This window comes from Oceanobacillus sp. FSL K6-3682, assembly GCF_037976165.1.
Classification (GTDB): domain Bacteria; phylum Bacillota; class Bacilli; order Bacillales; family Amphibacillaceae; genus Oceanobacillus; species Oceanobacillus sojae.
This window is the reverse complement of the sequence record NZ_CP150263.1, coordinates 2,978,286-3,004,172: the sequence shown is the minus strand read 5'-3', so window position 1 is coordinate 3,004,172 and position 25,887 is coordinate 2,978,286. Positions and strand designations below refer to the sequence as shown.

The 25,887-nt window shown below is 38.3% G+C and carries 22 protein-coding genes and 1 other annotated feature; all 22 genes read left to right on the top strand.

Features of this window, described 5'->3' with window-relative positions; genetic code table 11:
- Positions 1-459: 459 nt before the first annotated feature.
- The 22 genes from MHH51_RS14990 (at position 460) to MHH51_RS14885 (ending at position 25,813) form a co-directional block, all read left to right on the top strand.
- Entirely contained in the window at positions 460-2,394 is a 1,935-nt protein-coding gene (locus MHH51_RS14990; RefSeq protein WP_147209624.1) for a stage V sporulation protein D, read from the top strand.
- Positions 2,395-2,554: 160 nt separating this feature from the next.
- Entirely contained in the window at positions 2,555-4,036 is a 1,482-nt protein-coding gene (locus MHH51_RS14985; protein WP_339282414.1) for a UDP-N-acetylmuramoyl-L-alanyl-D-glutamate--2,6-diaminopimelate ligase, read from the top strand.
- Positions 4,037-4,039: 3 nt separating this feature from the next.
- Positions 4,040-5,395 (top strand): UDP-N-acetylmuramoyl-tripeptide--D-alanyl-D-alanine ligase, encoded by a 1,356-nt coding sequence (murF, locus tag MHH51_RS14980; protein WP_339282413.1) that lies wholly within the window; start codon positions 4,040-4,042, stop codon positions 5,393-5,395.
- 312 nt (positions 5,396-5,707) lie between these two features.
- On the top strand, positions 5,708-6,688 hold the full coding sequence (gene mraY / locus MHH51_RS14975; protein ID WP_147209621.1) for a phospho-N-acetylmuramoyl-pentapeptide-transferase: 981 nt from the start codon (positions 5,708-5,710) through the stop codon (positions 6,686-6,688).
- Positions 6,688-8,037, top strand: coding sequence for a UDP-N-acetylmuramoyl-L-alanine--D-glutamate ligase (murD, locus tag MHH51_RS14970; protein WP_339282412.1), 1,350 nt, complete (start codon positions 6,688-6,690; stop codon positions 8,035-8,037). Before mraY ends, murD begins: the two co-directional genes overlap by 1 nt.
- A gap of 140 nt (positions 8,038-8,177) precedes the next feature.
- Positions 8,178-9,302, top strand: coding sequence for a stage V sporulation protein E (gene spoVE / locus MHH51_RS14965; protein ID WP_307725836.1), 1,125 nt, complete (start codon positions 8,178-8,180; stop codon positions 9,300-9,302).
- Between the two features lie 537 nt (positions 9,303-9,839).
- Positions 9,840-10,652, top strand: coding sequence for an FtsQ-type POTRA domain-containing protein (locus tag MHH51_RS14960; RefSeq protein ID WP_339282411.1), 813 nt, complete (start codon positions 9,840-9,842; stop codon positions 10,650-10,652).
- Positions 10,653-10,849: 197 nt separating this feature from the next.
- Positions 10,850-12,136 carry a cell division protein FtsA gene (gene ftsA, locus MHH51_RS14955; RefSeq protein WP_147209617.1) on the top strand — a complete coding sequence of 429 codons (1,287 nt, stop codon included), beginning with the start codon at positions 10,850-10,852 and terminating at the stop codon, positions 12,134-12,136.
- 65 nt (positions 12,137-12,201) lie between these two features.
- Positions 12,202-13,359: a cell division protein FtsZ gene (gene ftsZ / locus MHH51_RS14950; RefSeq protein WP_147209616.1), complete on the top strand. Its 1,158-nt coding sequence runs from the start codon at positions 12,202-12,204 to the stop codon at positions 13,357-13,359.
- 424 nt (positions 13,360-13,783) lie between these two features.
- A complete protein-coding gene (spoIIGA, locus tag MHH51_RS14945) occupies positions 13,784-14,704 on the top strand; it encodes a sigma-E processing peptidase SpoIIGA (protein WP_339282410.1) in 921 nt (306 codons plus the stop codon).
- Between the two features lie 15 nt (positions 14,705-14,719).
- A complete protein-coding gene (sigE, locus tag MHH51_RS14940; protein ID WP_147209614.1) occupies positions 14,720-15,439 on the top strand; it encodes an RNA polymerase sporulation sigma factor SigE in 720 nt (239 codons plus the stop codon).
- Between the two features lie 121 nt (positions 15,440-15,560).
- Positions 15,561-16,343: an RNA polymerase sporulation sigma factor SigG gene (gene sigG / locus MHH51_RS14935; RefSeq protein WP_147209613.1), complete on the top strand. Its 783-nt coding sequence runs from the start codon at positions 15,561-15,563 to the stop codon at positions 16,341-16,343.
- 497 nt (positions 16,344-16,840) lie between these two features.
- Complete coding sequence (locus MHH51_RS14930) at positions 16,841-17,101, top strand: YlmC/YmxH family sporulation protein (RefSeq protein WP_147209612.1); 261 nt, start codon at positions 16,841-16,843, stop codon at positions 17,099-17,101.
- Positions 17,102-17,235: 134 nt separating this feature from the next.
- A complete protein-coding gene (pgeF, locus tag MHH51_RS14925) occupies positions 17,236-18,054 on the top strand; it encodes a peptidoglycan editing factor PgeF (RefSeq protein WP_339282409.1) in 819 nt (272 codons plus the stop codon).
- A gap of 12 nt (positions 18,055-18,066) precedes the next feature.
- Positions 18,067-18,747 (top strand): YggS family pyridoxal phosphate-dependent enzyme, encoded by a 681-nt coding sequence (locus tag MHH51_RS14920; RefSeq protein ID WP_339282408.1) that lies wholly within the window; start codon positions 18,067-18,069, stop codon positions 18,745-18,747.
- A 15-nt stretch (positions 18,748-18,762) separates the two neighbouring features.
- Positions 18,763-19,200 (top strand): cell division protein SepF, encoded by a 438-nt coding sequence (locus MHH51_RS14915; RefSeq protein ID WP_147209609.1) that lies wholly within the window; start codon positions 18,763-18,765, stop codon positions 19,198-19,200.
- Positions 19,201-19,206: 6 nt separating this feature from the next.
- On the top strand, positions 19,207-19,470 hold the full coding sequence (locus tag MHH51_RS14910; protein ID WP_147209608.1) for a YggT family protein: 264 nt from the start codon (positions 19,207-19,209) through the stop codon (positions 19,468-19,470).
- Positions 19,471-19,491: 21 nt separating this feature from the next.
- Positions 19,492-20,268, top strand: a complete 777-nt coding sequence (locus MHH51_RS14905) for a YlmH/Sll1252 family protein (RefSeq protein WP_339282407.1) — start codon at positions 19,492-19,494, stop codon at positions 20,266-20,268.
- 79 nt (positions 20,269-20,347) lie between these two features.
- The gene (locus MHH51_RS14900; RefSeq protein WP_077601503.1) at positions 20,348-20,851 is read left to right on the top strand and encodes a DivIVA domain-containing protein; all 504 of its coding nucleotides are present in this window, start codon (positions 20,348-20,350) and stop codon (positions 20,849-20,851) included.
- Between the two features lie 93 nt (positions 20,852-20,944).
- Positions 20,945-21,161: a binding site (T-box leader), on the top strand.
- A 70-nt stretch (positions 21,162-21,231) separates the two neighbouring features.
- The gene (ileS, locus tag MHH51_RS14895; RefSeq protein ID WP_156986038.1) at positions 21,232-23,988 is read left to right on the top strand and encodes an isoleucine--tRNA ligase; all 2,757 of its coding nucleotides are present in this window, start codon (positions 21,232-21,234) and stop codon (positions 23,986-23,988) included.
- A gap of 446 nt (positions 23,989-24,434) precedes the next feature.
- Positions 24,435-24,905, top strand: coding sequence for a signal peptidase II (gene lspA, locus MHH51_RS14890; RefSeq protein WP_147209606.1), 471 nt, complete (start codon positions 24,435-24,437; stop codon positions 24,903-24,905).
- Entirely contained in the window at positions 24,902-25,813 is a 912-nt protein-coding gene (locus MHH51_RS14885) for an RluA family pseudouridine synthase (protein WP_339282406.1), read from the top strand. Before lspA ends, MHH51_RS14885 begins: the two co-directional genes overlap by 4 nt.
- Positions 25,814-25,887: the final 74 nt, after the last annotated feature.

Genomic DNA, 25,887 nt, shown 5'->3' with positions numbered 1-25,887 from the left:
CTGTTTGTAAACGCAACTTTTGCATCTGAGAATAAGCATCTATACCTTCCTATTCCAGGATGAACATGTTCTATATTATCCTTCTTGCATGTTGTTAAATCATCTTTCTGTTGAAATGGAAATTATGTATAGCACCGCTCCGACCAACCACTACGCTTTCCATGGGGACGGCTTCAGCTAACTTGAAAAGAAACCCGCTTTTCAAGTGGATCTTCAGCTCGCCCTGTTCCCATAGGAGTCTACGTGGTTGGTCTGCGCTCAATTAGGTTACTACAGCGAATGAAAGGAGTCATATCCTGATGGAGTTGGATGAAATAATCGCGTTTTGCTTGATGAAATTTAGAAGAGCAGCAGGCTTGTTATAGAAATATACAGATGGAAACTATAAAAGATAGCTTGTTCTATTCCATTTTTTTCATTCATATAGTGGATACAAAGCACGATGAAAGGAGTTCTTTCATGAAACGCGCATCCACAATTATAATAAAAAAACGAATTGTCACCGTTTTTTTATTTGCGATCCTTGTATTCCTTGTTATTATTGCAAGACTGGCCTATGTTCAGCTTGTATTAAGTGATGATTTATCAGACAGTGCCAATGATTTATGGACAAGAGATATAACATTTGCTGCAGAAAGAGGTTATATTCTTGATTCGGAAGGGGAGATTCTTGCAGAGAATGTAACTGCTCCTACTGTTTTATTAATGCCGCGGCAAATTAAAGAACCTGAAAATACTGCCAAACTTTTGGGGGAAATCCTCGATGTGCCGATTGAAAGAATGATGGAATTAGTTACACAAAATTCTATGAGTGTAATGGTGAGACCAGAGGGTATTAAAATTAATAATGAGCAGGAGCAGGCGATCAGGGAGTTAGATTTAGATGGCGTTTATTTAGCGAAGGATTCAAAAAGACATTATCCAAATCACAGTGCTTTATCACATGTGTTAGGATTTACTGGCATAGACAACCAGGGATTGATGGGGCTTGAATTATACTATGATGATAAATTAAAAGGTGAGAATGGAAGCTTATCGTTTTACTCAGATGCAAAAGGAGGAAGGTTAGATCAGCTTGCGGACGAATACAAGTCTCCAAAAGATGGCTTGAATTTGAAAACCACGATTAATAATAAAGTAACAACAATTATGGAGAGAGAGCTGGACCAAATTGTAGCTGAATATAATCCAGACGGAGCGATGGCAATTGCGGTCGATCCTAAAACAGGCGGCGTTCTGGGGATGTCCAGCCGTCCGAATTTTGATCCGGAGAATTATCAGGATGTAGATGCTTCTATATTTGGGAGAAATCTGCCTATTTGGAGTACGTATGAGCCTGGATCAACATTTAAAATTATAACGTTAGCAGCTGCTTTAGAAGAAGGTGTCGTTGATTTAGAGAAAGATAGATTTTATGATGATGGTGATATTAAAGTGGGCGGAGCAACAATCCATTGCTGGAAGCGTGGAGGACACGGAGATCAGTCCTATCTCGAGGTTGTTCAAAATTCCTGTAACCCGGGGTTTGTAAATTTAGGACAAATGATTGGAACAGAAAAGCTTTTTTCATATATCGATGCCTTTGGATTTGGTAAAAAGACAGGAATTGATTTACAAGGGGAAGGAAACGGGATTCTTTTTAAACCGGAAAATGTAGGGCCAGTTGAATTAGCGACTACTTCCTTTGGACAGGGTGTATCTGTAACACCCATTCAACAGGTGATGGCTGTTGCTGCCACAGTAAACGGCGGTTATTTATATGAGCCGATGATTGCTAAGGAATGGGTTGACCCTGTAACCGGAGAAGTTGTTGAATCCTATGAGCCCAATTTGAAGGGGCAGGTAATCTCACAGGATACATCGGAAACGATTCGGGAAACATTAGAAACAGTCGTTGCACAGGGGACGGGAAGACCTGCTTATGTGGATGGATATCGTGTTGGCGGTAAGACGGGTACAGCTCAAAAGGTAGGCCCAAACGGCGGTTATTTAGAAAATAACTATATTGTATCCTTTATCGGTTTTGCGCCTGCGGACGATCCTGAAATTGTCGTTTATCTGGCTGTCGATAATCCTAAAAATACGATTCAATTTGGTGGTGTTGTTGCTGCACCTGTAGTCGGAACAATTATTGATGACAGTCTGCGGGCAATGGGTGTAGAGAAGCGTACAGACGGATTAGAAAAAGAATATGCCTGGCCAGACCAGCCTAAAATTGAAGTACCGGATTTTATTGGAGATAGTACGGATAAATTGGCCGAGTATCCTTTAGATCTTTCCATTGAAGTAAATGGCGAAGGAGACGAAATTATTGATCAGTCACCAAAAGCGGGAACAATGCTAGAATCTGGAAGTACCATCCGGTTATTTTTAGGTCATGAAAATGATCGTTAAATCCTAAAAAATTTGCTATAATAGATTCTGTTATCTTTACTACAAATATAAAAAAGTAAACAGTAGCTTTTCTGAAGTAAAAACTTATTCGGCAACCCTCTTAAACCAAAGATTGGTTGAGAATACATTAAAGGGAAAAGAATAGAAATAGGGTGTAAAAATGAAACTTATAGAATTATTAGATGGAATAGGGTTCTATCAGACAACAGAATCAATACAGGATATAGAAATTGTAAATGTAGAAATGGATTCCAGAAAAGTAAAATCCGGGAGCTTGTTTGTATGCATTGAAGGTTATACCGTAGATGGTCATGACTTTCTGAAGCAGGCAATAGACAATGGAGCTGCAGCAGCAGTTATCTGCAAAGACGTGGATGTTGACGGGAGTATCCCGCTCATCCGCGTAAAGGATACAGGGCGTGCTTTGGCAATGCTCGCAGCAGTATATTATGATTACCCAACAACAAAATTCCCGCTGATCGGTGTTACTGGTACGAACGGGAAAACAACAACAACCTACCTGTTAGATACTATTTTTGAAAAACAGGGTAAGAAATCTGGTATTATTGGAAGCATCCAGGTAAAAATCGGTAATGAAACATTCCCGGTAGCTAACACAACACCTGATGCGTTAGAGTTGAATCGTATTTTTCATCAAATGCAGGAAAAGGAAGCAGATCAGGTCATTATGGAAGTTTCTTCGCATGCCTTAGACATGGGAAGAGTTTTTGGCTGTGATTATGATATTGGTATTTTTACCAATCTGTCACAGGATCATCTCGATTATCATAAAGATATGGATGATTATTTGCGGGCGAAGAGTCTTCTCTTTTCAGGATTAGGAAATGATTATCATCAAGGTAAGAAGAAATGTGCTATTATCAATGAGGATGATGAATCCAGTGATTTATTAAAACGCAGTACAGCCCAGCAGGTGATTACATACAGCTGTAAGCAGGATGCGGATGTTATGGCAAAAAATATTATGTTATCTCCTGCCGGTGTAGCATTTAATCTTGTGACTCCAATCGGAACAACACATATTAAAACCCATTTAATTGGAATGTTCAATGTGTATAATATGCTTGCTGCAAGCAGCGCTGCAATCGCATCTGATATAGATTTAGAAGTGATTAAAGAGGCTCTGGAGGATATCACAGGAGTAGACGGCCGGTTTGAACCAATTAGTGAAGGACAGGATTTTTCTGTGATTGTTGATTTTGCACATACTCCTGATTCCTTGGAGAATGTCTTGCAAACCAGCCGCGAATTTGCGAAGCGTAAAGTTTATGTTGTTGTAGGGTGCGGAGGTGACCGGGACCGTACTAAACGTCCGTTAATGGCAGATGTTGCTGTGAAATATGCAGATCACGCGTTATTTACATCGGATAATCCACGTACAGAGGACCCGGTGCAAATTTTGGACGATATGACAAATCATTTATCTGATAAAGAAGCAGCCTTTGAAGTGATTGTCGACCGTACAGAAGCAATTAAGCATGCTGTAGAGCTGGCTCAAAAAGACGATATTATTCTAATTGCAGGTAAAGGGCATGAAACTTACCAAATTGTTGGCAAAACAAAATATGATTTTGATGATCGTCAAGTTGCCAGGGAAGCAATTAAAGAGAAAGGGGAGTAAGGCATGTTGATTACTGCAACACAATTAATGGAATTATTCCCCCAGCATCAAGGGAGTGTACCAGCTGGTTTAGAAATTCATGAAGTGATTAAAGACAGTCGTACCGGTTCTCATAATGGGCTATACGTACCTATTTCCGGTGAACGGTTTGATGGGCATCAATTTATTGGCGGAGCAGTAGAAAATGGAGCAGTAGCAACCTTTTGGCAAAGAGAAATACCGCTGCCTGAAAATCTCCCTTCCTCTCTTCTGGTTCTTTTTGTAGAGGATACAGTAAAAGCATTGCAGAAGCTTGCAGCTGTTTATCGCAGGGAAGTTAATCCGACTGTAATCGGCATTACTGGATCAAATGGAAAAACAACTACAAAAGATCTGGCAAAAGCAGTTTTGCAGACAACCTTTAAAACTCATGCAACAAAAGGGAATTTCAATAATCATATTGGACTTCCATTAACGATTTTATCTATGGACCAGAAGACAGAAGTGCTGATTTTGGAAATGGGCATGAATCACTTTGGAGAAATAGAGCTTTTAAGTAATATAGGCGAACCTGATATAGCGATAATTACAAATATTGACGGACAGCATATTGAAAATCTGGGCTCTAAAGAGGGAATTGCCAAAGCAAAATTAGAAATTGTTTCAGGGATAAAACCGGAGGGTATGTTAATTATTGACGGAGATGAATCTCTTTTAACAGATGCCGTTGTACCAGTTCGTAAAACACTAGTGGGACTTGGTGAGAATAATGATGTCGTTGTCAGCAATATAGCAGTTGAAGAAACAGTAACTACTTTCGAAATTGGCGAGGAATCCTATCAAATTCCGCTCTTGGGAAGGCATCATGCGAAAAACGCAGCTTATGTTATTAAGCTGGCTTATGAACTGGGAATAACATCCGAGGCAATACACAAAGCATTTGGGCAATTAGAGATGACAAAAATGCGCTTTGAAAAGCATGTTGGCCAAAAAGGCATTACAGTAATTAATGATGCTTATAATGCTTCACCTGCATCTATGAAAGCATCCATTCAAGTTGTAGAAGAAATGAAAGGATATCAGCATAAAATTCTTGTTCTTGGTGATATTTTAGAGCTTGGTGATTATGCGGAAGAATTCCATCGGGGTATTGCAGATGTGATTAATTCTGAGATTACAGCTGTGTATACGTATGGAAATAATTCCTATTACATACATGATGAGCTGAAAAGGAAGCTTCCTGAGCTGCCTGCTGTACATTTAGCAGACAAAGATGAACTTGCGGGTCATGTAGAAAAATATTTGCAACCAGAAAACCTTATCCTGTTGAAGGCATCAAGAGGAATGAAATTTGAAACATTTTTAGAGCAATTATGTTAAAGAGGATGTTCAAAAAGTCCAATAAAGATGACATGGCGAATTTCTGCGTTGACTGACATTTTCCTATACTCACGTATTATAAAGTATACGCTCCGTTCGGAAAATGCCAATCGCCGTGAACTTCTTGGTCCTATTTATCGGACTTTTTGAACAGGTACTTAAAGACATCTTATAGGCGTGTTTAAAACAGTCAGGAAATGGAATCAGTGCGGTATTTTGGGAGTTAAAGAACAAAACCCATGAGAATTGCACTGATTCTATCGTGTTTTTTTAACCACACCTATAGAAGGTTACAAATGAGGTGGAGAGAAAATGAATATTACAGGTTTATTAATTACACTCGCAGTAGCGTTTCTTATTACAGTTCTTCTATCTCCAATTTTTATCCCTTTTTTAAGACGATTAAAGTTTGGACAAAGTATTAGAGAAGAAGGCCCTGAATCTCATCAAAAGAAATCAGGAACTCCGACAATGGGCGGAATTATGATAGTTTTCAGTATTGTAATTACATCACTGATCATGGGAATGAGAACGGACAGTGGAATAGGCTATGAACTATGGTTATTACTTTTTGTATTATTCGGCTATGGTCTATTAGGATTTTTAGATGACTATATAAAAGTAGCAATGAAACGAAACTTAGGATTAACATCGAAACAGAAGCTATTTGGGCAAATTATTATTGCACTTATATTTTATTTTGTTTTACGCGGACAAGATTTCTCAACAGAGATTGCAATTCCGGGGACATCCTTTCAATTTGATATTGGCTGGTTCTATGCAATTCTTATTATTGTAATGCTTGTAGGAGCTTCCAATGCTGTTAACTTAACAGACGGATTAGATGGTTTATTGGCTGGTACAGCCGCAATTGCATTCGGTGCTTTTGCAATTATTGCATGGTATGGCGTGCCTAACGATATGGTAACAGTTTTTTCTTTAGCAGTAGTTGGTGCTTTACTGGGATTTTTAGTATTTAATGCACACCCTGCCAAAGTATTTATGGGAGATACAGGTTCATTGGCGCTAGGCGGAGCTATTGCGGCAATTGCAATACTTTTGAAACTGGAGATTTTATTAATTATTATTGGCGGTGTGTTTGTCATTGAAACATTATCCGTAATTATCCAGGTCATTTCCTTTAAAACAACTGGAAAGCGTATTTTCAAAATGAGTCCGTTACATCACCATTATGAATTAGTAGGATGGTCTGAGTGGAGAGTCGTTACAACGTTCTGGTTTGCCGGTCTCCTATTTGCAATTCTTGCAATTTATATTGAGGTGGGTATGTAATGAATACAATGAAACAATTTCCAAAAACAGTGCTTGTCTTAGGGCTAGCTCGAAGCGGTACGGCTGCTGCCAGGGTCCTTTTGGACGGTGGTAAAGATGTAACAGTGAATGATCAGGCGGCATCCTATGGCGATGATTCTGTACAGGAGCTTCAAAGAAAGGGAGCACACCTTGTACTTGGCTCTCACCCTTTAAGTGTTTTAGGGGGGATAGAGGTAGTGGTCAAAAATCCCGGCATCCGCTATGATCATCCGATTATCGCAGAAGCTATAAGGAGAAATATTCCTGTAATCACAGAAGTAGAGCTTGTGTCTTACTTAACGCAACAGCCAGTCATAGGGATTACTGGTTCAAATGGGAAAACAACTACTACGACGTTAATTACAGAGATGCTGAAATATAGTGATTGCAATGTGAAACTTGCCGGCAATATTGGAATTGCAGCGACAGAAGTGGCACAAACAATGCAAGCAGATGAAAAAATGGTTATTGAGCTGTCATCTTTTCAATTGCAGGGAATATCAGAATTCCGTCCCACTACAGCAGTGCTGTTAAATATTTTTGAAGCTCATCTGGATTATCATGGTGATCTGGAAAGCTATGTAAATGCAAAATGTAATATATTTAAAAATCAGCAGGCGGATGACTATCTTGTATATAATGCGGATGACTCTACTCTTAAAGAAAGAGTGACTCATACAAATGCAAAAAAAATACCGTTTTCTGTAACCAAAAACCTGCAACAGGAAGGTGCCTGGGCAAATGAAACGCATGTATGCTTTTTCGATGAAGCAATTATTGCATTGGAAGACATCGTGCTGGTCGGGAAGCATAATTTGGAGAATATCCTGGCAGCTGTTGCAGCAGCAAAACTAAATGGAGCAACAAATGAAGGAATTCAGCATGTCCTAAGAACTTTTTCTGGTGTGAAGCATCGTTTAGAGTTTGTTGGAATGATTCAAGACCGTTATGTTTACAATGATTCTAAAGCAACGAATATATTAGCCACTCAAAAAGCACTGGATTCCTTTAAAAAAGGAATTGTTCTGCTTGCAGGCGGGCTGGATCGTGGGAATGAATTCGATGAACTTATTCCTCATTTGAAAAATGTAAAAGCAATGGTTGTATTTGGAGAGACTGCTTCAAAATTAGAACGTATAGGAAGAGAGGCTGGCGTCCAGGTAATAAAGCATGCAGAAGGTGTTGATGATGCTGCAAAGATCGGATTTGCATTAACAGATGCAGGAGATATTCTGTTGCTCTCTCCTGCATGCGCAAGCTGGGATCAGTATAAAACATTTGAAGAAAGAGGAGACATATTTGTCCAAGCCGTTCATACAATAAACTAAGGGGCTTGAGCAAATTAATGGATCTGAAATAACAATAATAAACAAATTCGGACAAGCCGATTAGTTAATAGCATATTTAAAAATGCCCCTATTTCCAAAGTTTAATTTCATGGAAAGAAGGGGTATTTTTGCATAAATTCATTCAAAATCAAAATAAAGTGGATAAAATATTATTTGGAATAATTGTAATCCTCCTATGTCTGGGTATGCTGATGGTTTATAGTTCATCTTATATCTGGTCAGAGTATAAGTTTAATGATTCATTTTATTACTTGAAACGACAGCTTTTATTTGCTGGAATCGGATTTATTGGGATGATTGTTATTTCTTATTTTCCCTATTATATGTGGAAAAAGTATGCAAAAATATTACTATTTGCTTGCTTTGCTCTGCTTATACTTGTACTAATTCCGGGAATTGGAATGGTTCGCGGAGGAGCACAAAGCTGGATTGGCATCGGTGCATTCAGTATTCAGCCATCTGAATTTATGAAACTGGGACTAATCATTTTTCTGGCATCTATTTTGTCTGACCATCAAAAATATATTACTTCTTTTAAAAAGGGGTTCTTACCGTGTCTGCTTTTAATTTTTACAGCATTCGGTCTAATTATGCTTCAGCCTGATTTAGGTACAGGAATGGTACTTGTGCTTACATGCATGATTATGCTTTTTGTAGCCGGAGCCAGGCTGTCCCATTTCTTTGGATTAGCAGGTATTGGAGTACTCGGATTTATTGGATTGATAGCTTCTGCTCCTTACAGGATTAACCGGATTTTAGCTTTTTTGAATCCATGGGAGGATCCTTTAGGGCATGGATTTCAAATTATTCAATCTCTCTATGCTATTGGACCAGGGGGGCTGATGGGACTGGGGTTAGGTAATAGCTTGCAAAAATATTTTTATCTTCCTGAACCGCAGACTGATTTTATTTTTTCTATAATTGGTGAAGAATTAGGTTTAATTGGAGGTTGTACAACTATTCTATTGTTTTTTCTGTTATTATGGAGAGGAATTAAAATTGCAATTGAAGCACCGGATTTATTTAGCAGACTGTTAGCAATTGGAGTAGCAGGTATGCTGGCGTTACAAGCGATGATTAACATTAGTGTTGTTATAGGATTGATTCCAGTTACAGGAATTACACTTCCTTTTCTCAGCTATGGGGGTTCTTCGTTAACCTTGACTCTCTGTGCAGTAGGTATTCTGCTAAGTATCAGCAGACATGCCAAAAGTATGGAGAAAAGTACGAAACCAATCATTTAAACTATTAGGAAATAAGAATCTGCATTAAAATTTATCGATGATAAATCAGATATCATCAGGTGATTTTGCAGATTATTGCAGGATGACTAACCTTAAGCGGCGGAAAATAATATGTTTCCGCCGGTCACAAACTCATTTCCTCGATGCAAAGCGTATGTCATTTCAGTGCTGGGACAACGTTTTTTGCACTTTCCCACAAGAGTCTCCATGTTTTTCCTTCGTCAGCCAGCTTCATAATCATAGTTATACTTTCATTTCAGTTACAGTTTTGAACAAATCGTTTTTTCGGTTAGAAAATTGTTTTGTGTGGATTATTATTTATAGATAATCTACTAAAGATTTCACGTTACAACGCTGCAATTCTTGTTTTTTAGCTGGATCTGCTAGAGTTTTTCTAAAAAAAAGGAAAAAACTTTATAAACAATCGAAGTCAACTACGTGTAGCACCTTAATTTGTGATATAATTTTTGTAAATACGAGGGAATGGACTCATACAGTTTTATTCTCTGAAAATAATGGGTAAAGGAAGAAATGGAGATGAGTGATAAAAATATCGTTTCTATTGAGGATCGAATCCCAAAGTTGAAACAAGCTAGAAAGAAAAAAGCAAACAGGCGATTAATATTTTATCTATCTATATTTTTCTTTCTCATTGCTATTATTGTTTATTTACAATCTCCATTGAGTGAGATACGGTCGATTGAAGTAAACGGTAATGTATTTTTAACGGATGAGTACATAATAGATGAATCGGGCTTAACAGAAGGATCAAATATTTGGTCTATGAATGCATCTTCTGCTGCATTAAAAATAGAAGATGATCCTGTCATTGAACAAGCATCTATTACCCGAAGCTTTCCCCGTACTGTAGTAATTGAGGTGGAGGAGCAGCCTGTTCTTGGTTATACCCAGGAGGGCAGGGAGTATTATCCAGTTCTGGCGGACGGCCAAGTTATCCAGCAAAATGCACAGGATTCTCTAAGCAATGCTCCATTAATGACAGGATTTAATGAAGAGCAATTAACAGAGCTGGCCGGAGAAATGAAGGATGTTCGTCCGAGTATTTTTAATATGATTTCTGAAGTTGAACGGAATGATTCAGATACAGATGAAAAAGCCTCACTTATTACACTATATATGAGTGATGGTTATCTGGTACAGGGGAAAGCGGACCAAATGTTTGATAAATTGGATTACTACCCGTCAATTGTTTCTCAGCTTGAAGAGGGAGATAGTGGTATAATTCATATTGGGGTCGGCGTCTATTTTGAATCCTTCCAAAAAGATGAGATGGAAGAAGTAGATATCGAAGACGATATGGAAGAAGATGAAGAAACAGGAAATGAATAATTTGCAGAATAAAGTCATATATCATCCTTTTTTTACGAATGGTATACTGTCGATTTTTATAGAAATAGGTTACTTGAAAAAATAAGCATAAAATATGTTTATTTTTTATTCATTTTCTTTTAGAATTAAAGACTATACAAAGGATAACGTGGCGGTAAAAATATCACAGGCATATTTTTACGAGGAGGTGCTCTTTTTTGAACAACAGTGAAATATTAGTTAGTCTTGATATTGGGACAAATACTATAAAAGTAATTATTGGAGAAGTACAACATGACTCTTTAAATATTATTGGAGTAGGAACTGCAGCATCAAATGGAATGAAGAAGGGTGCTATTGTTGATATCGACCAGACTGTTCATTCTATCAGAAGTGCAGTCGAGCAGGCTGAAAGAATGGTTGGTATGGAAATTAACCGTGTTGTAGTAGGTGTAAACGGCCATCATATTCAGCTTCAGTCGTGTCATGGCGTAGTAGCTGTGCAAAGTGAGAATCGTGAAATTAATGATGAAGATGTAACTAGAGTGATTGACGGAGCTCAAGTAATATCCATTCCCCCGGAACGGGAAATTATTGATGTTATTCCAAAACAATTTATTGTGGATGGATTGGATGAAATTACAGATCCCAGAGGAATGATTGGTGTCCGTTTGGAAATGGAAGGAACAATTATCACTTGCTCTAAGACAATTCTTCATAATATCCTGAAATGTGTAGAGCGTGCTAATCTAGAAGTCTCAGATATTTGTCTTCAGCCGCTCGCAGCTGGTACAGTAGCCTTATCAAAGGATGAGATGAATATGGGCTCAGCCCTTATTGATATTGGCGGCGGATGTACAACAGTATCTGTATTTGAAAATGATCATCTGGCTGCGACAAGCGTAATCAATTTAGGCGGAGATAATATAACCAAAGACTTATCAATCGGTTTGCGTATCTCTACAGAAGAAGCAGAACAAATCAAATTAAATTATGGATATGCATTTTACAACGATGCCTCTGAAGAAGAAACTTTTGAAGTAACAACTATTGGAAGTAATCAGAAACAAGTATTTAATCAACTTCAATTAGCTGATATGATTGAAGCCAGATTAGAAGAAATATACACTTATGTTGATAGGGAAATTCGAAAAATGGGATATCAGGAATTACCTGGCGGATTTGTATTAACAGGTGGCACCATTGCAATGCCTGGAAGTTTAGAGCTGGCACAGGATTTATTTTACTCCAATGTTCGTGTAGCTATTCCAGACTATATTGGCGTCAGAGAAGCACAATTTACATCTGGTGTCGGTATCTTACAGTTTGCTTATCGTAACGCTAAAATTCAGGGGAAAGAATTGTATCCTGCAGTGGCAGTGGGAGATGAAGGTGAACAGCGGCAGGTAAAGCAGTCCAGACCTGCAAGTGAAAAGAAAGAAAAGAAAAAAGACAAGAAGAAAGAATCAGGATTTGCTAATCTATTCAAATATTTCTTTGATTGATTTCTGCCAGCAGAAGTTTATATCGGAAATTGTTCGTAATTAGTAGACTAGGAGGAAACCATAATATGTTAGATTTTGATACAAACATGGAAGAATTAGCAACGATAAAAGTTATTGGAGTTGGCGGCGGCGGAAATAATGCCGTTAACCGTATGATTGAGCATGGTGTAGAGGGCGTTGAATTTATCGCGGTAAATACAGATTCCCAAGCCTTAAATCTTTCCAAAGCTGAATCCAAGATACAAATTGGAGGAAAATTAACCCGCGGTCTTGGTGCTGGTGCCAACCCGGAAGTAGGAAAGAAAGCGGCAGAAGAAAGTAAAGAGCAGCTGGAAGAAGTATTAAAAGGAGCGGATATGGTTTTTGTTACTGCAGGAATGGGCGGCGGTACAGGAACAGGTGCAGCTCCAGTTATTGCACAGGTAGCTAAAGATTTAGGTGCATTGACTGTCGGCGTTGTTACCCGTCCATTTTCCTTTGAAGGAAGAAGAAGATCAACGCAGGCAATTTCCGGTATCGATACACTTAAAGGAAGTGTGGATACATTAATCGTGATTCCAAATGATCGTTTGCTGGAGATTGTCGATAAAAACACTCCAATGCTTGAAGCATTCCGTGAAGCAGATAATGTGCTTCGCCAAGGTGTACAAGGCATTTCAGACTTGATTGCAAAACCAGGTCTTATTAACGTTGACTTTGCTGACGTGAAAACGATTATGTATGATAAAGGTTCAGCATTAATGGGTATTGGTATTGCAACTGGAGAAACAAGAGCAACAGAAGCTGCTAAAAAAGCAATTTCTTCTCCGTTACTGGAGACTTCCATTGATGGAGCACATGGTATTTTAATGAATATCACTGGTGGTACAAACTTAAGTCTGTATGAAGTACAGGAAGCAGCAGATTTAGTTACTTCTGCTGCCGATCAGGAAGTTAATGTAATTTTTGGTTCTGTTATTAATGAAAATCTTAATGACGAGATTGTTGTAACAGTAATTGCTACAGGTTTTGATGAAAATGCACAACCAAAGGCAGATGCCCGTCAAAAACAACAGCGTCCAAATATAGGACAAACACAGCAGGCTGCTGCGAAACAATCAAATGAATCAAATCATCCTGTCAGGGAAAGAGAAACTTCCAATCCATCACCTTCTAAGCCTCGTCCAGAGGAAGAAGAGTTAGATATCCCGACTTTCCTGAGAAATCGCAATCGTAATCGTTAAGATGTAAATATGAGATAAAAAGCTCTGTGCTGGAGAAAATCCTCCAGCACAGAGCTTTTTTGATTTTGAGAACCAAACAGAAAGTTAAAATGCTCTATATCCTTGGACACAAAGTAAACGTTCCTGATTTAATAATATTTTTGCATTTAGCAAAGCAAATTATAAAATTATTTTCCTTATATCCTATCATAAAGGCTGCTGATAAGGCCTCTCCACTACCTTCTAAAATCATTAGACATTAACTCTAAGAATAAGTGCTAAATAGCTTAATTTTGCATACAAGAATTGACAGACTTTTCTTTTTCAATTGTCTATACTTTCATCATACATTACTTCCTATCTATTTAAACATATATTCAAAAAGCATATGGAAGGTAATTTTTTCACTGGCAATCAGCAACATTTTAGGGGGGTGCAGCAAAGATTGTCTATTTATTTAGACGTAATTTGGACATTAAATTTTATGGTGGATTTAATGCTGCTGATGCTTGTACAGCTACTTGCCCGAAGTCCAGCAAAAAAGATTCGTTTATTTATTGGTGCATTTATTGCTTCATGCATTGTTCCACTGACAATTTTATATCCAAATTCATTTTTTAATCATGTTGCCGGTAAGCTAATTTATTCTTTTCTCATCATTTTTAGTACATTCGGATTTAAAAGTCTATATCGCTTTATTAAACTGTCATTGCTCTTTTATTTCGTATCCTTTGCAATTGGGGGAGGATTAATGGCAATTCACTTTTTCCTCCAGCGTCCGGTCACTGTTTCGCTAGAGGGCGTTATTACTTTTAATCAAGGCTATGGAGATCCTGTCAGCTGGTTATTTGTTATAACATTTTTTCCAATTATCTGGTATTTCACAAAGCGAAGAATGGACGAGCATGTGGGGGAGCAAGTGAAATATGATGAGATGCATAAGGTTATATTGACGATGAATCATCAGTCTTTTGAATCTGTCGGCTACATTGATAGTGGAAATCAGTTGATTGACCCCCTAACCAAACAGCCTGTAGTTATTTGTGACCGGCCATTTTTAAAGCAGTGGTTTGATGAAAAAGAATGGGAAGAGCTGCAACAGGTTAAGGAGACTCTTGATTTTGAACAGCTGCCAAAGAAGTGGGAGGATAAACTGCATATGATTCCGTATCAGGGAGTTGATGGAGCACATTCTTTTATGCTGGCAATCAGGGCTGAGGAGCTGACTATTTTTTATAATAATGATGTTTTACAGACGGCAAATGTATTAATTGGAATTCAATTTGGGGAACTGGAAAGAGATGGACAATATCATTGTCTGTTGCATCCCCTTGTGATTAAGCAATCTATTATACAATCTGCATAAAGGAGAGTGCGTCAAGTGTCTGTTTGGAAATTTAAATTAAAATTACGCTGGTATCAATTTCTGCGAAAGATTGGGTTAAAGCCAAAGGAAATCTACTATATTGGCGGGAGTGAGGCATTGCCGCCACCTTTGTCAAAACAGGAAGAACATGAACTGTTAAAAAAACTTCCTAAAGGAGATCAGGCTGCAAGATCTATGTTAATTGAAAGAAATCTGAGATTAGTGGTTTATATTTCTAGGAAATTTGAAAATACAGGAATCAATATTGAAGATTTGATCAGTATAGGAACAATTGGATTAATTAAAGCTGTAAATACTTTTAATCCAGAAAAAAAGATTAAATTGGCAACATATGCATCTCGCTGTATTGAAAATGAAATCCTCATGTATTTGCGCAGAACGAATAAATTAAAGACAGAGGTTTCCTTTGATGAACCACTGAATATTGATTGGGATGGCAATGAACTCCTATTATCGGATGTGCTTGGGACGGAAGAGGATATTATTACAAAAAGTATTGAATCGAATGTTGATAAATCACTGTTAAAATCAGCATTGGGTAAATTAAATGCCCGTGAAAAACAGATTATGGAATTACGCTTTGGACTAATTGGTGATGATGAAAAAACGCAGAAAGACGTAGCTGATATGCTGGGAATTTCCCAGTCTTATATTTCCCGTTTAGAGAAGAAAATCATTCGGAGGTTAAAAAAAGAATTTAATAAAATGGTTTAGCTTGATATATCAATTATTCTCCGCATATCATTGCTTTTTTTACAATTTTTCCCTGAATAAAAACTCTCCCCGGGGAGATACTGTCCTTGAACAGCATCTAAGATTGGGGAGGTTTTCGGGAATGACAAGACATAAAGTTGAAATATGCGGGGTTGATACATCAAAACTTCCAGTACTTAAAAATGATGAAATGAAAAAATTATTTATTCGAATGCAAGAAGAAAATGATATAACAGCCCGGGAAGAATTAGTGAATGGCAATTTGCGTCTTGTTCTCAGTGTCATTCAACGATTTAATAATCGCGGTGAATATGTTGATGATTTATTTCAGGTTGGCTGTATTGGTTTAATGAAATCTATTGATAATTTTGATTTATCGCATAATGTACGTTTTTCTACCTATGCTGTTCCAATGATTATTGGTGAGATTAGAAGGTATTTACGGGATAATAATCCTATTCGGGTATCCAGATCTTTACGGGATATTGCTTACCGGGCTCTGCAGGTCAGAGAGCAATTAATCAGTAAAACATCCAAAGATCCATCTCCCGCTGAAATAGCGAAAGAAATGGGAGTAGAGCAGGCTGAGATAGTCTTTGCACTGGATGCGATTCAAGATCCTGTTTCACTTTTTGAGCCAATTTACAATGATGGCGGCGACCCTATTTTTGTAATGGATCAGCTGAGCGATGATAAGGATAAAGATTCATCATGGGTAGATAAGCTATCCTTGAAAGAAGGAATGCACAGGTTAAATGCAAGAGAAAAAATGATTTTAAATAAGCGCTTTTTTCAAGGAAAAACACAGATGGAAGTGGCTGATGAGATTGGAATCTCCCAGGCACAAGTGTCCAGACTTGAAAAAGGTGCTATCAACCAAATGAATAAGCAAATGTTTGAATGAATATAAGCCTTGCCCACAGCGGTAAGGCTTTTTTTTAGAAAGTATATAAAAATGCTGAAGACTAGACGGTCCAACGGTTTTCATGGGGTGAGTAATCGCAGCCCCAGAAATACACTACACTTTCCGTGGGCCCAGAGCTCATCTCCTCTAAAGAAGACTTAGCAATTGGCAAGCCGACAGTCGCTTTTTCTTGCGGAAGCATACAGGACGTATGTCAATTCGGTGCCTGAGACAGAACGTCGCGAACTTAACCGAACTTCCTTTTCCGTTTTGCGCGCATTCCCACAGGAGTCTCCGTATATTTCTTCTGGGACTGGGACTGCGATTACTCGTCCCATCAAAAAACTTCGCAGCGGACATCTCCTTAGCAAGAACAAGTGATTTTCTTGGTTTTTCTCATGCAAGTGAACCTCTGCATCACAAGAACATCTGGTTTTTATTTTCCATGAAAAAAAGCATGTTCCCATGCATAGGATAATAAGAGGGAGGGAGCTGGGATGGTGAAACTATCTGAATTGCAAATAAAAGAACTTATTGTTATGGACGATGGAACACGTTTAGGACATATTATAGACTTAGAGATAGATGGGAGAACTGGAAGGGTTATTGCAATTATTGCGGAAGGAAAAGGCAAAAAATCAGGAATGTTTGCTAAGGCAGGAGAGCTTTTTATTGCCTGGGAAAAAATTGTACGGATTGGAGAAGATGTTATCTTAGTGGAAAAAGTAAAAGGACCGGATCTCTATACAGAAGATTAAGGAGAAATTATCGATATAATGTGTTAAAATAAGACACAAAATTGATTTTAAAAAGATTGCTCAAAAAATTTAATGAAAATATAGTAATCAAAGGAATTTGAATTCATCATTAAAGCGAAAAGAGGGAAAGAGACATGGAGCCATTTAAGCTTAAAAGTGAGACAAGACTTCATTTATCTTCATTGGAGGAGGAAATTCCAGGTCTGATTGCAGGCTTTACAACAAAAAACGGTGGAGTAAGTGAGGGAGCCTACAGGCAATTAAATATGGGGCTCCATGTATTTGATGACGAAAAAAAGGTGTTGGAAAATCGGAGTATTCTAAGTCAGGAGCTTAATATCCCGCTTAACCGCTGGGCTTGCGGCGAACAGGTTCATGGAACAGAAATTCATCTGCTGGATATTGAAGATGCCGGAAAGGGCAGTATTTCATTTGATTCCAGTATATCTGGAGTCGATGGATTAATTACAAATGAAGCGGATCGTATACTTGCAACAGCTTTCTTTGCAGATTGTGTTCCGCTGTTTTTTGTAGATCCAACCACAAGGATAGCTGGCATTGCCCATGCCGGCTGGAAAGGGACTGTTGGACAGATTGCAGGGAAAATGGTTCAGGAATTGGAGCAGGCCGGAGCATCTGTAAAAGATCTGAAGGTTGCAGTTGGTCCGAGTATCTCCAAAGAAAGCTACGTTGTTGATGATACCGTACTATCTCATCTTAGTGAGGACCAAAAACAAAAATTCACCGAAGAAGTATCACCAAATCAATATTTAATTGACTTAAAAGAGCTAAATGTCGATATTCTTGTACAATCTGGTGTCTTTCGTCATAATATAGAGATAACAAAATATTGTACTTTCCAAGATAAGACGATATTCTTCTCTCATCGTCGTGATAAAGGAAAAACAGGAAGAATGCTGGGGTTTATTGGCTTTGAGAAACAGAAGAAGTAATGGAGGAGTAGAATGGTTGCTGTAAGTGAAAATCTTATTAAAATTCAAGCAGATATAGAGCAGGCTGCGGAGAGAGCTGGCAGAAATAAAGAAGATATTAATATTATCGCTGTAACAAAATATGTTACAATAGAACGAGCAAAAGAAGCATTATCTGCCGGGGTAACCAACCTTGGTGAAAATAGAAATGAAGGATTTTTAGCGAAATTTGAAGAGATTGGGGAAAGTGCCACATGGCACTTTATTGGATCATTGCAATCCAGAAAAGTAAAAGATATTCTTCATCATATTGATTATATTCATTCACTAGATAGAAAATCTTTGGCAAAAGAAATTAATAAGCGGAGCCAGAAAACAGTTTCCTGTTTTGTTCAGGTTAACGTAAGCGGTGAGGAATCGAAGCATGGATTAGCTGAAGACGAAGTAGAACCCTTTATAAAAGAATTGGCTCTTTTTAAGAATATCCGCGTTGTCGGCTTGATGACAATGGCTCCGCATGTTGATAATCCGGAAGAGGCCCGTCCGCTGTTTAAAAAATTACGGCTGCTGCGCGATTACATCCAGAGCCTGCATTTAGACTATGCACCATGCGAATACTTATCTATGGGAATGAGTAATGACTATAAAGTTGCTGTAGAAGAAGGCGCTACACATATCCGTATAGGGACAAAACTGGTTGGCAAAGAACTTTAAAGTGAGGTGTAGAGAATGAGCTTTAAAAAGAAGCTTAAAAATTATTTCACTCTGGATGATGAATATGAGTATGAATATGTAGAAAATGAACAAGAAGAAGAACCCCCTCATACTCAGGAAAAAACAGCAGCGAGTAAAAATGTTGTGAACCTTTCCAGTATACAAAATACGAGTTCAAAGGTTGTCCTGGCAGAACCAAGAAATTATAATGAAGCTCAGGACATAGCAGATAACATTGTGAACAGACGTGCTGTGATTATTAATTTGCAGCGGGTGGATCATCAGCAGGCAAAGCGTATTGTTGATTTTCTGAGTGGAACGGTCTATGCCGTAAAAGGGGATATTCAGAAATTAGGTTCTGAAACATTCCTATGTACACCAGACAATGTGGAGATTACTGGAAGCATTTCTGAAATGTTGTATGAACAGGAAGATTATGATAAAGGATGGTAGCAGCAGATGTTGGCACAAATCGTTTCAATAATAAGTTTTGCTTTAAGCATTTACAGCTTTGCACTGATAGCATATATTTTAATGTCCTGGTTTCCGGGAGCAAGGGAGTCACAATTTGGGGAAATGCTAGGGAAAATTTGTGAGCCTTATTTAGAGATTTTTCGTAAATTTATTCCGCCGCTTGGTATGATTGACTTTTCACCAATTGTTGCTATACTCTTGCTGCAGTTTGCAAGACAGGGCTTTATGCAATTTGCAATGATGTTTTAGGATTCAGAGAAAGGGATGACCATGGAAGTTTATCAGCATTTTCGAAAAGAAGAACAGCCTTTTATAGATCAGGTCCTCTCCTGGAAAGACCAGGTGGAGCGGTCTTATATTCCGAAGCTGACTGATTTTTTGGATCCTCGTGAGCAGGAAATTGTACAGATGCTTTTAGGAACCAGCCAAGATGAACTGCAAACAGAAGCCTTTGGCGGGTCAGAATACAGCGAACGGAAAAGGATAGTTATTGCGCCTGTTTATGAAACCATTACAAAGGATACGTTTCAAATTCAACTTCTAGAAGCGGTTTATCCAGAGAAATTTGTAAGTCTGGAGCATCGTGATGTAATGGGGGCTTTTTTATCACAAGGTGTAAAGCGTAAAAAACTTGGAGATATTACGGCAGCAGATGGGAAAATTCATTTGCTGGCAGCAGGAGAGGTCGTTCCGTTTATTCAGATGAATTTGACCTCAATCAAAAAATCCCGTATCTCCTTTAAGGAACAATCCCTTGAATCTCTGGCTGTCAAAAAAGAAAATTGGAAAGAGTATGATAAAACAATCTCTTCCCTGCGATTAGATACAGTGATTAAAGAGATATATGGATTATCCCGAAAAGATGCAGCTGCACTTATTCAAAAACTGCTTGTAAAAGTAAATTATCGGGTAGTGGATGATGTGAAATTCCAACTACAGGAAGGAGATATGCTTTCTGTACGTGGAAAAGGCAGAAGCAAAATAGTTGAAATACGCGGGAGATCGAAGAAAGACAAAATTAAAATGACGGCTGCAATTTTACAATAAGTGCTGGCATTTACGCTGGAATTATTGAATAATAAAGAGAGAAATTGACAGCTTGGAACCGATTAGGGAGGTGGAGATGGTGGCATTATCACCATTAGATATTCATAATAAAGAATTTGCAAGAGGATTCCGGGGCTATGATGAAGATGAAGTTAATAAATTCCTTGATCAAGTAATGAAGGATTATGAAATTGTTATCCGTGAAAGAGATGAATTAGATCAAAAGGCAAAAGAGCTTCAAGAGCGATTAGGGCATTTTACAAACATTGAAGAAACGCTAAACAAATCTATTCTTGTTGCCCAGGAAACAGCAGAGGATATTAAAGGCAGCGCGCAAAAAGAAGCAAAATTAATTATGAAAGAAGCAGAAAAAAATGCCGACCGAATTGTAAATGAAGCATTAAGTAAAGCACGGAAAATTTCACTTGATGTAGAAGAATTGAAAAAACAAGCGAAGGTATTCCGTTCAAGAATGCGCATGCTGGTTCAGGCACAATTGGAAATGCTGGGTACAGATGATTGGCAAGAATTATTTGATACTGAAGTAGATGAAGACTTGGAACTGATGGAGCATGAATCATAAAGGCTTGACTTAGGATTGTATATTACATATAATTCATACAAGTATAATGTTTTTTTGACACTTATTTTACATTAAAAAAATCATGATGTTTATAGGAATACAATGAAAGAGAAAGTATAGAAGAATATTCTGTATAAGCGAGTCAGGGATGGTGTAAGCCTGATACAGAAATCTTTTAGAAAATCACTCTGGAGTAGCTGTTATGAATACACGTAGTAACAGCCGACTGTCCACGTTACGGATTTCGAGTGAATTTAATGCCGGGCATTAAATTTATAAGGGTGGTACCGCGAGTCTTCTCGTCCCTTTAGGGATTAGAGGGCTCTTTTTGTATATAAATAATTATTTTTTAGGTCATAAAAATAACAGGAGGGAATATCTTGGAATATAAACAAACACTATTAATGCCAAAAACAGCGTTTCCTATGCGGGGAAATCTGCCAAATAAAGAACCTGAACGTCAAAAGAATTGGGAAGAAAGTAACCAGTATCAAAAAAGCTTAGAGCGTACAAAAGGAAGACCATTATTTATTTTACATGATGGGCCTCCGTATGCGAATGGAGATATTCATATTGGACATGCGCTTAATAAAATCCTGAAGGACTTTATTGTTCGGTATAAATCTATGACAGGCTACTATGCTCCGTATGTTCCCGGCTGGGATACACATGGATTGCCAATCGAGACTGCATTGACAAAGAAAAAGAAAGTAAAGCGCAAAGAGATGTCTGTTGCTGAATTCCGTAAGCTTTGTGAAGAATATGCACTTGGACAAATTGACAGTCAGCGTACGCAATTTAAAAAATTAGGAGTTCGCGGAGATTGGGATAATCCATATATTACGTTAACAAAGGATTATGAAGCTTCCCAAATTAAGGTATTTGGAGAAATGGCAAGAAAAGGCTATATTTATAAAGGTCTTAAGCCCGTATATTGGTCTCCTTCTTCGGAGTCTGCACTTGCAGAAGCAGAAATTGAATACCAGGATAAGCGCTCACCTTCTATCTATGTTTCTTTTGAAGTAACAGATGGTAAAGATGTACTTGATGGTGATGAGAAAATCATTATTTGGACAACTACTCCATGGACGCTTCCTGCTAACTTAGGGATCAGCCTGCATCCAGATTTAAGCTATGTTGTTGCCCAAGTAAATGATGAGAAGTATGTTTTAGCAGAAGCTCTGCTCGAAGATGTCAAAGAAGTATTAGGCTGGGAAGATGTAACTGTTGTGAAGAAGTTTAAAGGTCAGGAAGCTGACAGAGTAGAAGCGCGGCATCCATTCTATGATCGCAAATCGCTTGTCATGCTTGGAGAGCATGTTACAACTGATGCAGGTACAGGCTGTGTTCATACAGCTCCTGGGCACGGGGAAGATGACTTCTATGTTTGCCGTAAGTATGGTATCGATGCATTTTGTCCAGTCGATGAAAAAGGCGTGTTTACAAGTGAAGCGCCAGGATTTGAAGGACTATTCTATGATGATGCAAATAAAGTAATTACGGAAAAATTAGATGAAACTGGTTCCTTGTTAAAATTAGAGTTTATTACGCACTCTTATCCGCATGACTGGAGAACCAAGAAACCGACTATTTTCCGTGCGACGTCACAATGGTTTGCTTCCATCAAGGACTTTCGCCAAGAAATCCTTGATGAAATTAAGAATGTGAATTGGTATCCGCATTGGGGAGAAACAAGACTATATAATATGGTAAGAGATCGTGAAGACTGGTGTATTTCCAGACAGCGTGCTTGGGGCGTTCCTATCCCTGTCTTTTACGGGGAAGATGGTACACCGATTATTACAGATGAAACAATCTCTCATGTATCTGATCTTTTCCGAGAGCACGGTTCAAATATTTGGTTCGAAAGAGAAGCAGAGGATTTATTACCGGAAGGATTTACATCAGAGCATAGTCCAAACGGTAAATTTACAAAAGAAGTTGATATCATGGACGTATGGTTTGATTCAGGTTCATCCCATGAAGGTGTCCTTATGAACCGGCCGGAGCTTCAGCGTCCGGCAGATATCTATTTAGAAGGCAGCGATCAGTATCGCGGCTGGTTTAACTCATCATTATCTACATCTGTGGCAGTGACAGGGAAAGCACCATATAAAAATATCATCAGCCATGGTTTTGTACTTGATGGAAACGGCCGTAAGATGAGTAAATCATTGGGTAATGTTATTGTTCCTTCTAAAGTACAAAAACAATTAGGATCAGATATTTTAAGACTTTGGGTTGCAAGTGTTGATTATCAGGCAGATGTACGTATTTCTGATGATATTTTAAAACAAACATCTGAAAGCTATCGTAAAATCCGAAATACCTTCCGTTTCTTATTAGCGAATCTTGCAGATTTTGATCCTGCTAAAGACCGGGTGAAGGATGAAGACCTGCAGGAAGTAGACCGCTATATGCTTTATCGCCTGCAGCAAGTGTTAAAAGGCGCACGTGACAATTATGAGCACTTTGAGTTTGCACCGGTGATTAATCAGGTTCATAATTTCTGTGCAGTTGATTTAAGCTCCTTCTATTTAGATTTTGCGAAGGATATTCTATATATTGAAGCTGCTGACCATCCGCGTCGCCGCAGTATTCAGACAGGCTATTATGAAATCCTGACAACACTTGTGCAAGTCCTTGCTCCAATTATTCCTCATACAGCTGAGGAAGTATGGGAATACATTCCGGGAGTAGAAGCGGAAACCGTCCACTTTACTGATATTCCTGAACCGCGTAAGGTTGCAGATTCAGAAGGTATTGTCGGGAAATGGGATCACTTTATGGAAGTGAGAGACGATGTTCTGAAAGCTCTTGAAGAAGCCAGAGCAGAGAAGGTTATCGGGAAATCATTAGAAGCTAAAATCACATTAGCTCCTCTTGATGAAGAGACAAAGCAGGTGCTTGAAAATGTAGCTGATCTGCATCAGTACTTCATTGTTTCTGAAGCAGTTATTGCAAGTGAAAAAGGCATCGGAAAAGAATATGATTATGTAGAGGTTGCAGTTGAAAAGCATCCCGGCGAAACATGTGAACGCTGCTGGGTTGTTTCTGAAACAGTAGGTGAAGATAAAGACCACCCGACACTTTGTGCAAGATGTGCCAGTGTTGTAAAAGAAAATTATACAAATTAAAATACTAAAAAAAGTCAGTCTTGAAAATAGGGCTGGCTTTTTTTTAGAATAAGAAAGTATAAAAAATGCTGGAGATAACCGCTCCGACGGGTTTGATGGAGGAGTAATCTTAGGCTCCAGAAATACACTCCGCTAGAATTAGTATAAATTCTTTGTAAGAAAGAAAAAGAAACATATTTTCACATAGATGGGAGTGAATGGAAGTCAACTCCTGTGGGAAAAGCAACCGGTGAAGACCTGATCAGGAAGCGGTTTTCTTCCGAGGAGGCTAAACGTTGTCCGCGGAAAGCGACTTCATGGGACTGGGACTGCGATTACTCGTCCCATCGAAAACCGTCGCAGCGGACATCTCTTTGGCAAGAGCACTTTTCCCTATGGTTGTTTCTTGAAAATTACCAGCATAAAGGATAAGATAAAAAAGACTTCCTTAGATTGGAGAAATGAACATGTGGAGATACTATCTGATTGCACTTGTCTTAATTGGAATAGATCAATGGACAAAATGGCTTGTTGCTACGAAAATGGAAATAGGTGAATCAATACCAATTATTAATGATTTCTTCTATATTACCTCCCATCGTAATTCTGGAGCAGCATGGGGCATTTTAGAAGGACAAATGTGGCTATTTTATATCATAACAGTAATTGTTATTGCCGGATTAATATACTTTTTACATACACATGGAAAACAAGATTTCCTGATTGCTGCAGGAGTTGGTGTATTAATAGGAGGAGCGGTTGGGAATTTTATTGATCGCATTTTATTTCAAGAAGTGGTTGATTTTGCAAACTTCTATATTTTCAATTATAACTTTCCGATATTCAACGTTGCTGATGCTTCACTAACCATAGGAGTTATTATGGTAATCATTGCAATTATATTGGATGAAAGAAAGCGGGGCAAAGAGAAAAAATGACAGTAAACCAGCACACAGTAACGGAAACAGAGCATAAAAAAAGAGTTGATAAAATTCTCTCTGATTTACTGCATGAACATTCGCGTTCACAAATTCAAAGCTGGATTGAAGAAGGCAATGTAAAGGTGAATGGTGAAATAGTCAAGGCAAATCAAAAATGCCAATCAGATGAAATGATTAGTTGGGAAATTCCAGAAACAAAGCCGCTTGTACTCGATCCGGAGAATATTCCTTTGGATATTGTCTACGAGGATGAGGACCTGCTGGTGATTAATAAAGAAAAAGGAATGGTTGTACATCCTTCTGCAGGACACCGTACAGGAACATTAGTACATGCGTTATTATACCATTGTACAGATCTGTCAGGTATTAATGGTGTGGAACGCCCGGGAATTGTGCACCGGATTGATATGGATACAAGCGGACTGTTAGTTGTAGCTAAAAATGATTTCGCACATCAGCATTTATCAAAACAGCTGCAGGAAAAACAGTTAAAAAGAATATACGAAGCAATTGTGCATGGAGAAATTGGTCATGAGACTGGATTGATTGATGCACCTATCGGCAGAGACCCGAAAGACCGTCAAAAAATGGGAGTTGTTGATAGTGGAAAACCAGCTGTTACACATTTCCGGGTGCTGGAACGCTTTCCTAAGTATACCTATGTTGAATGTCAGCTGGAGACGGGAAGAACACATCAAATACGTGTTCATATGCAATATATTGGTTTTCCGCTTGTGGGAGATCCTAAATATGGACAGCGTAAATCATTAGATGTACATGGTCAGGCTCTGCATGCGAAGCAAATTGCTTTTATACATCCAAGGACAGAGGAATGGATGGAATTTGAAGCTGCACCGCCTGCTGTCTTTACAGAGGCACTCGACCAAATCCGCAAAATGTATTGACAGATTCGTCACATTCTGACATACTAAATAAGAATAAATGAAGACCTTTAACAATAGTCCTGTGAGGCTAGGAA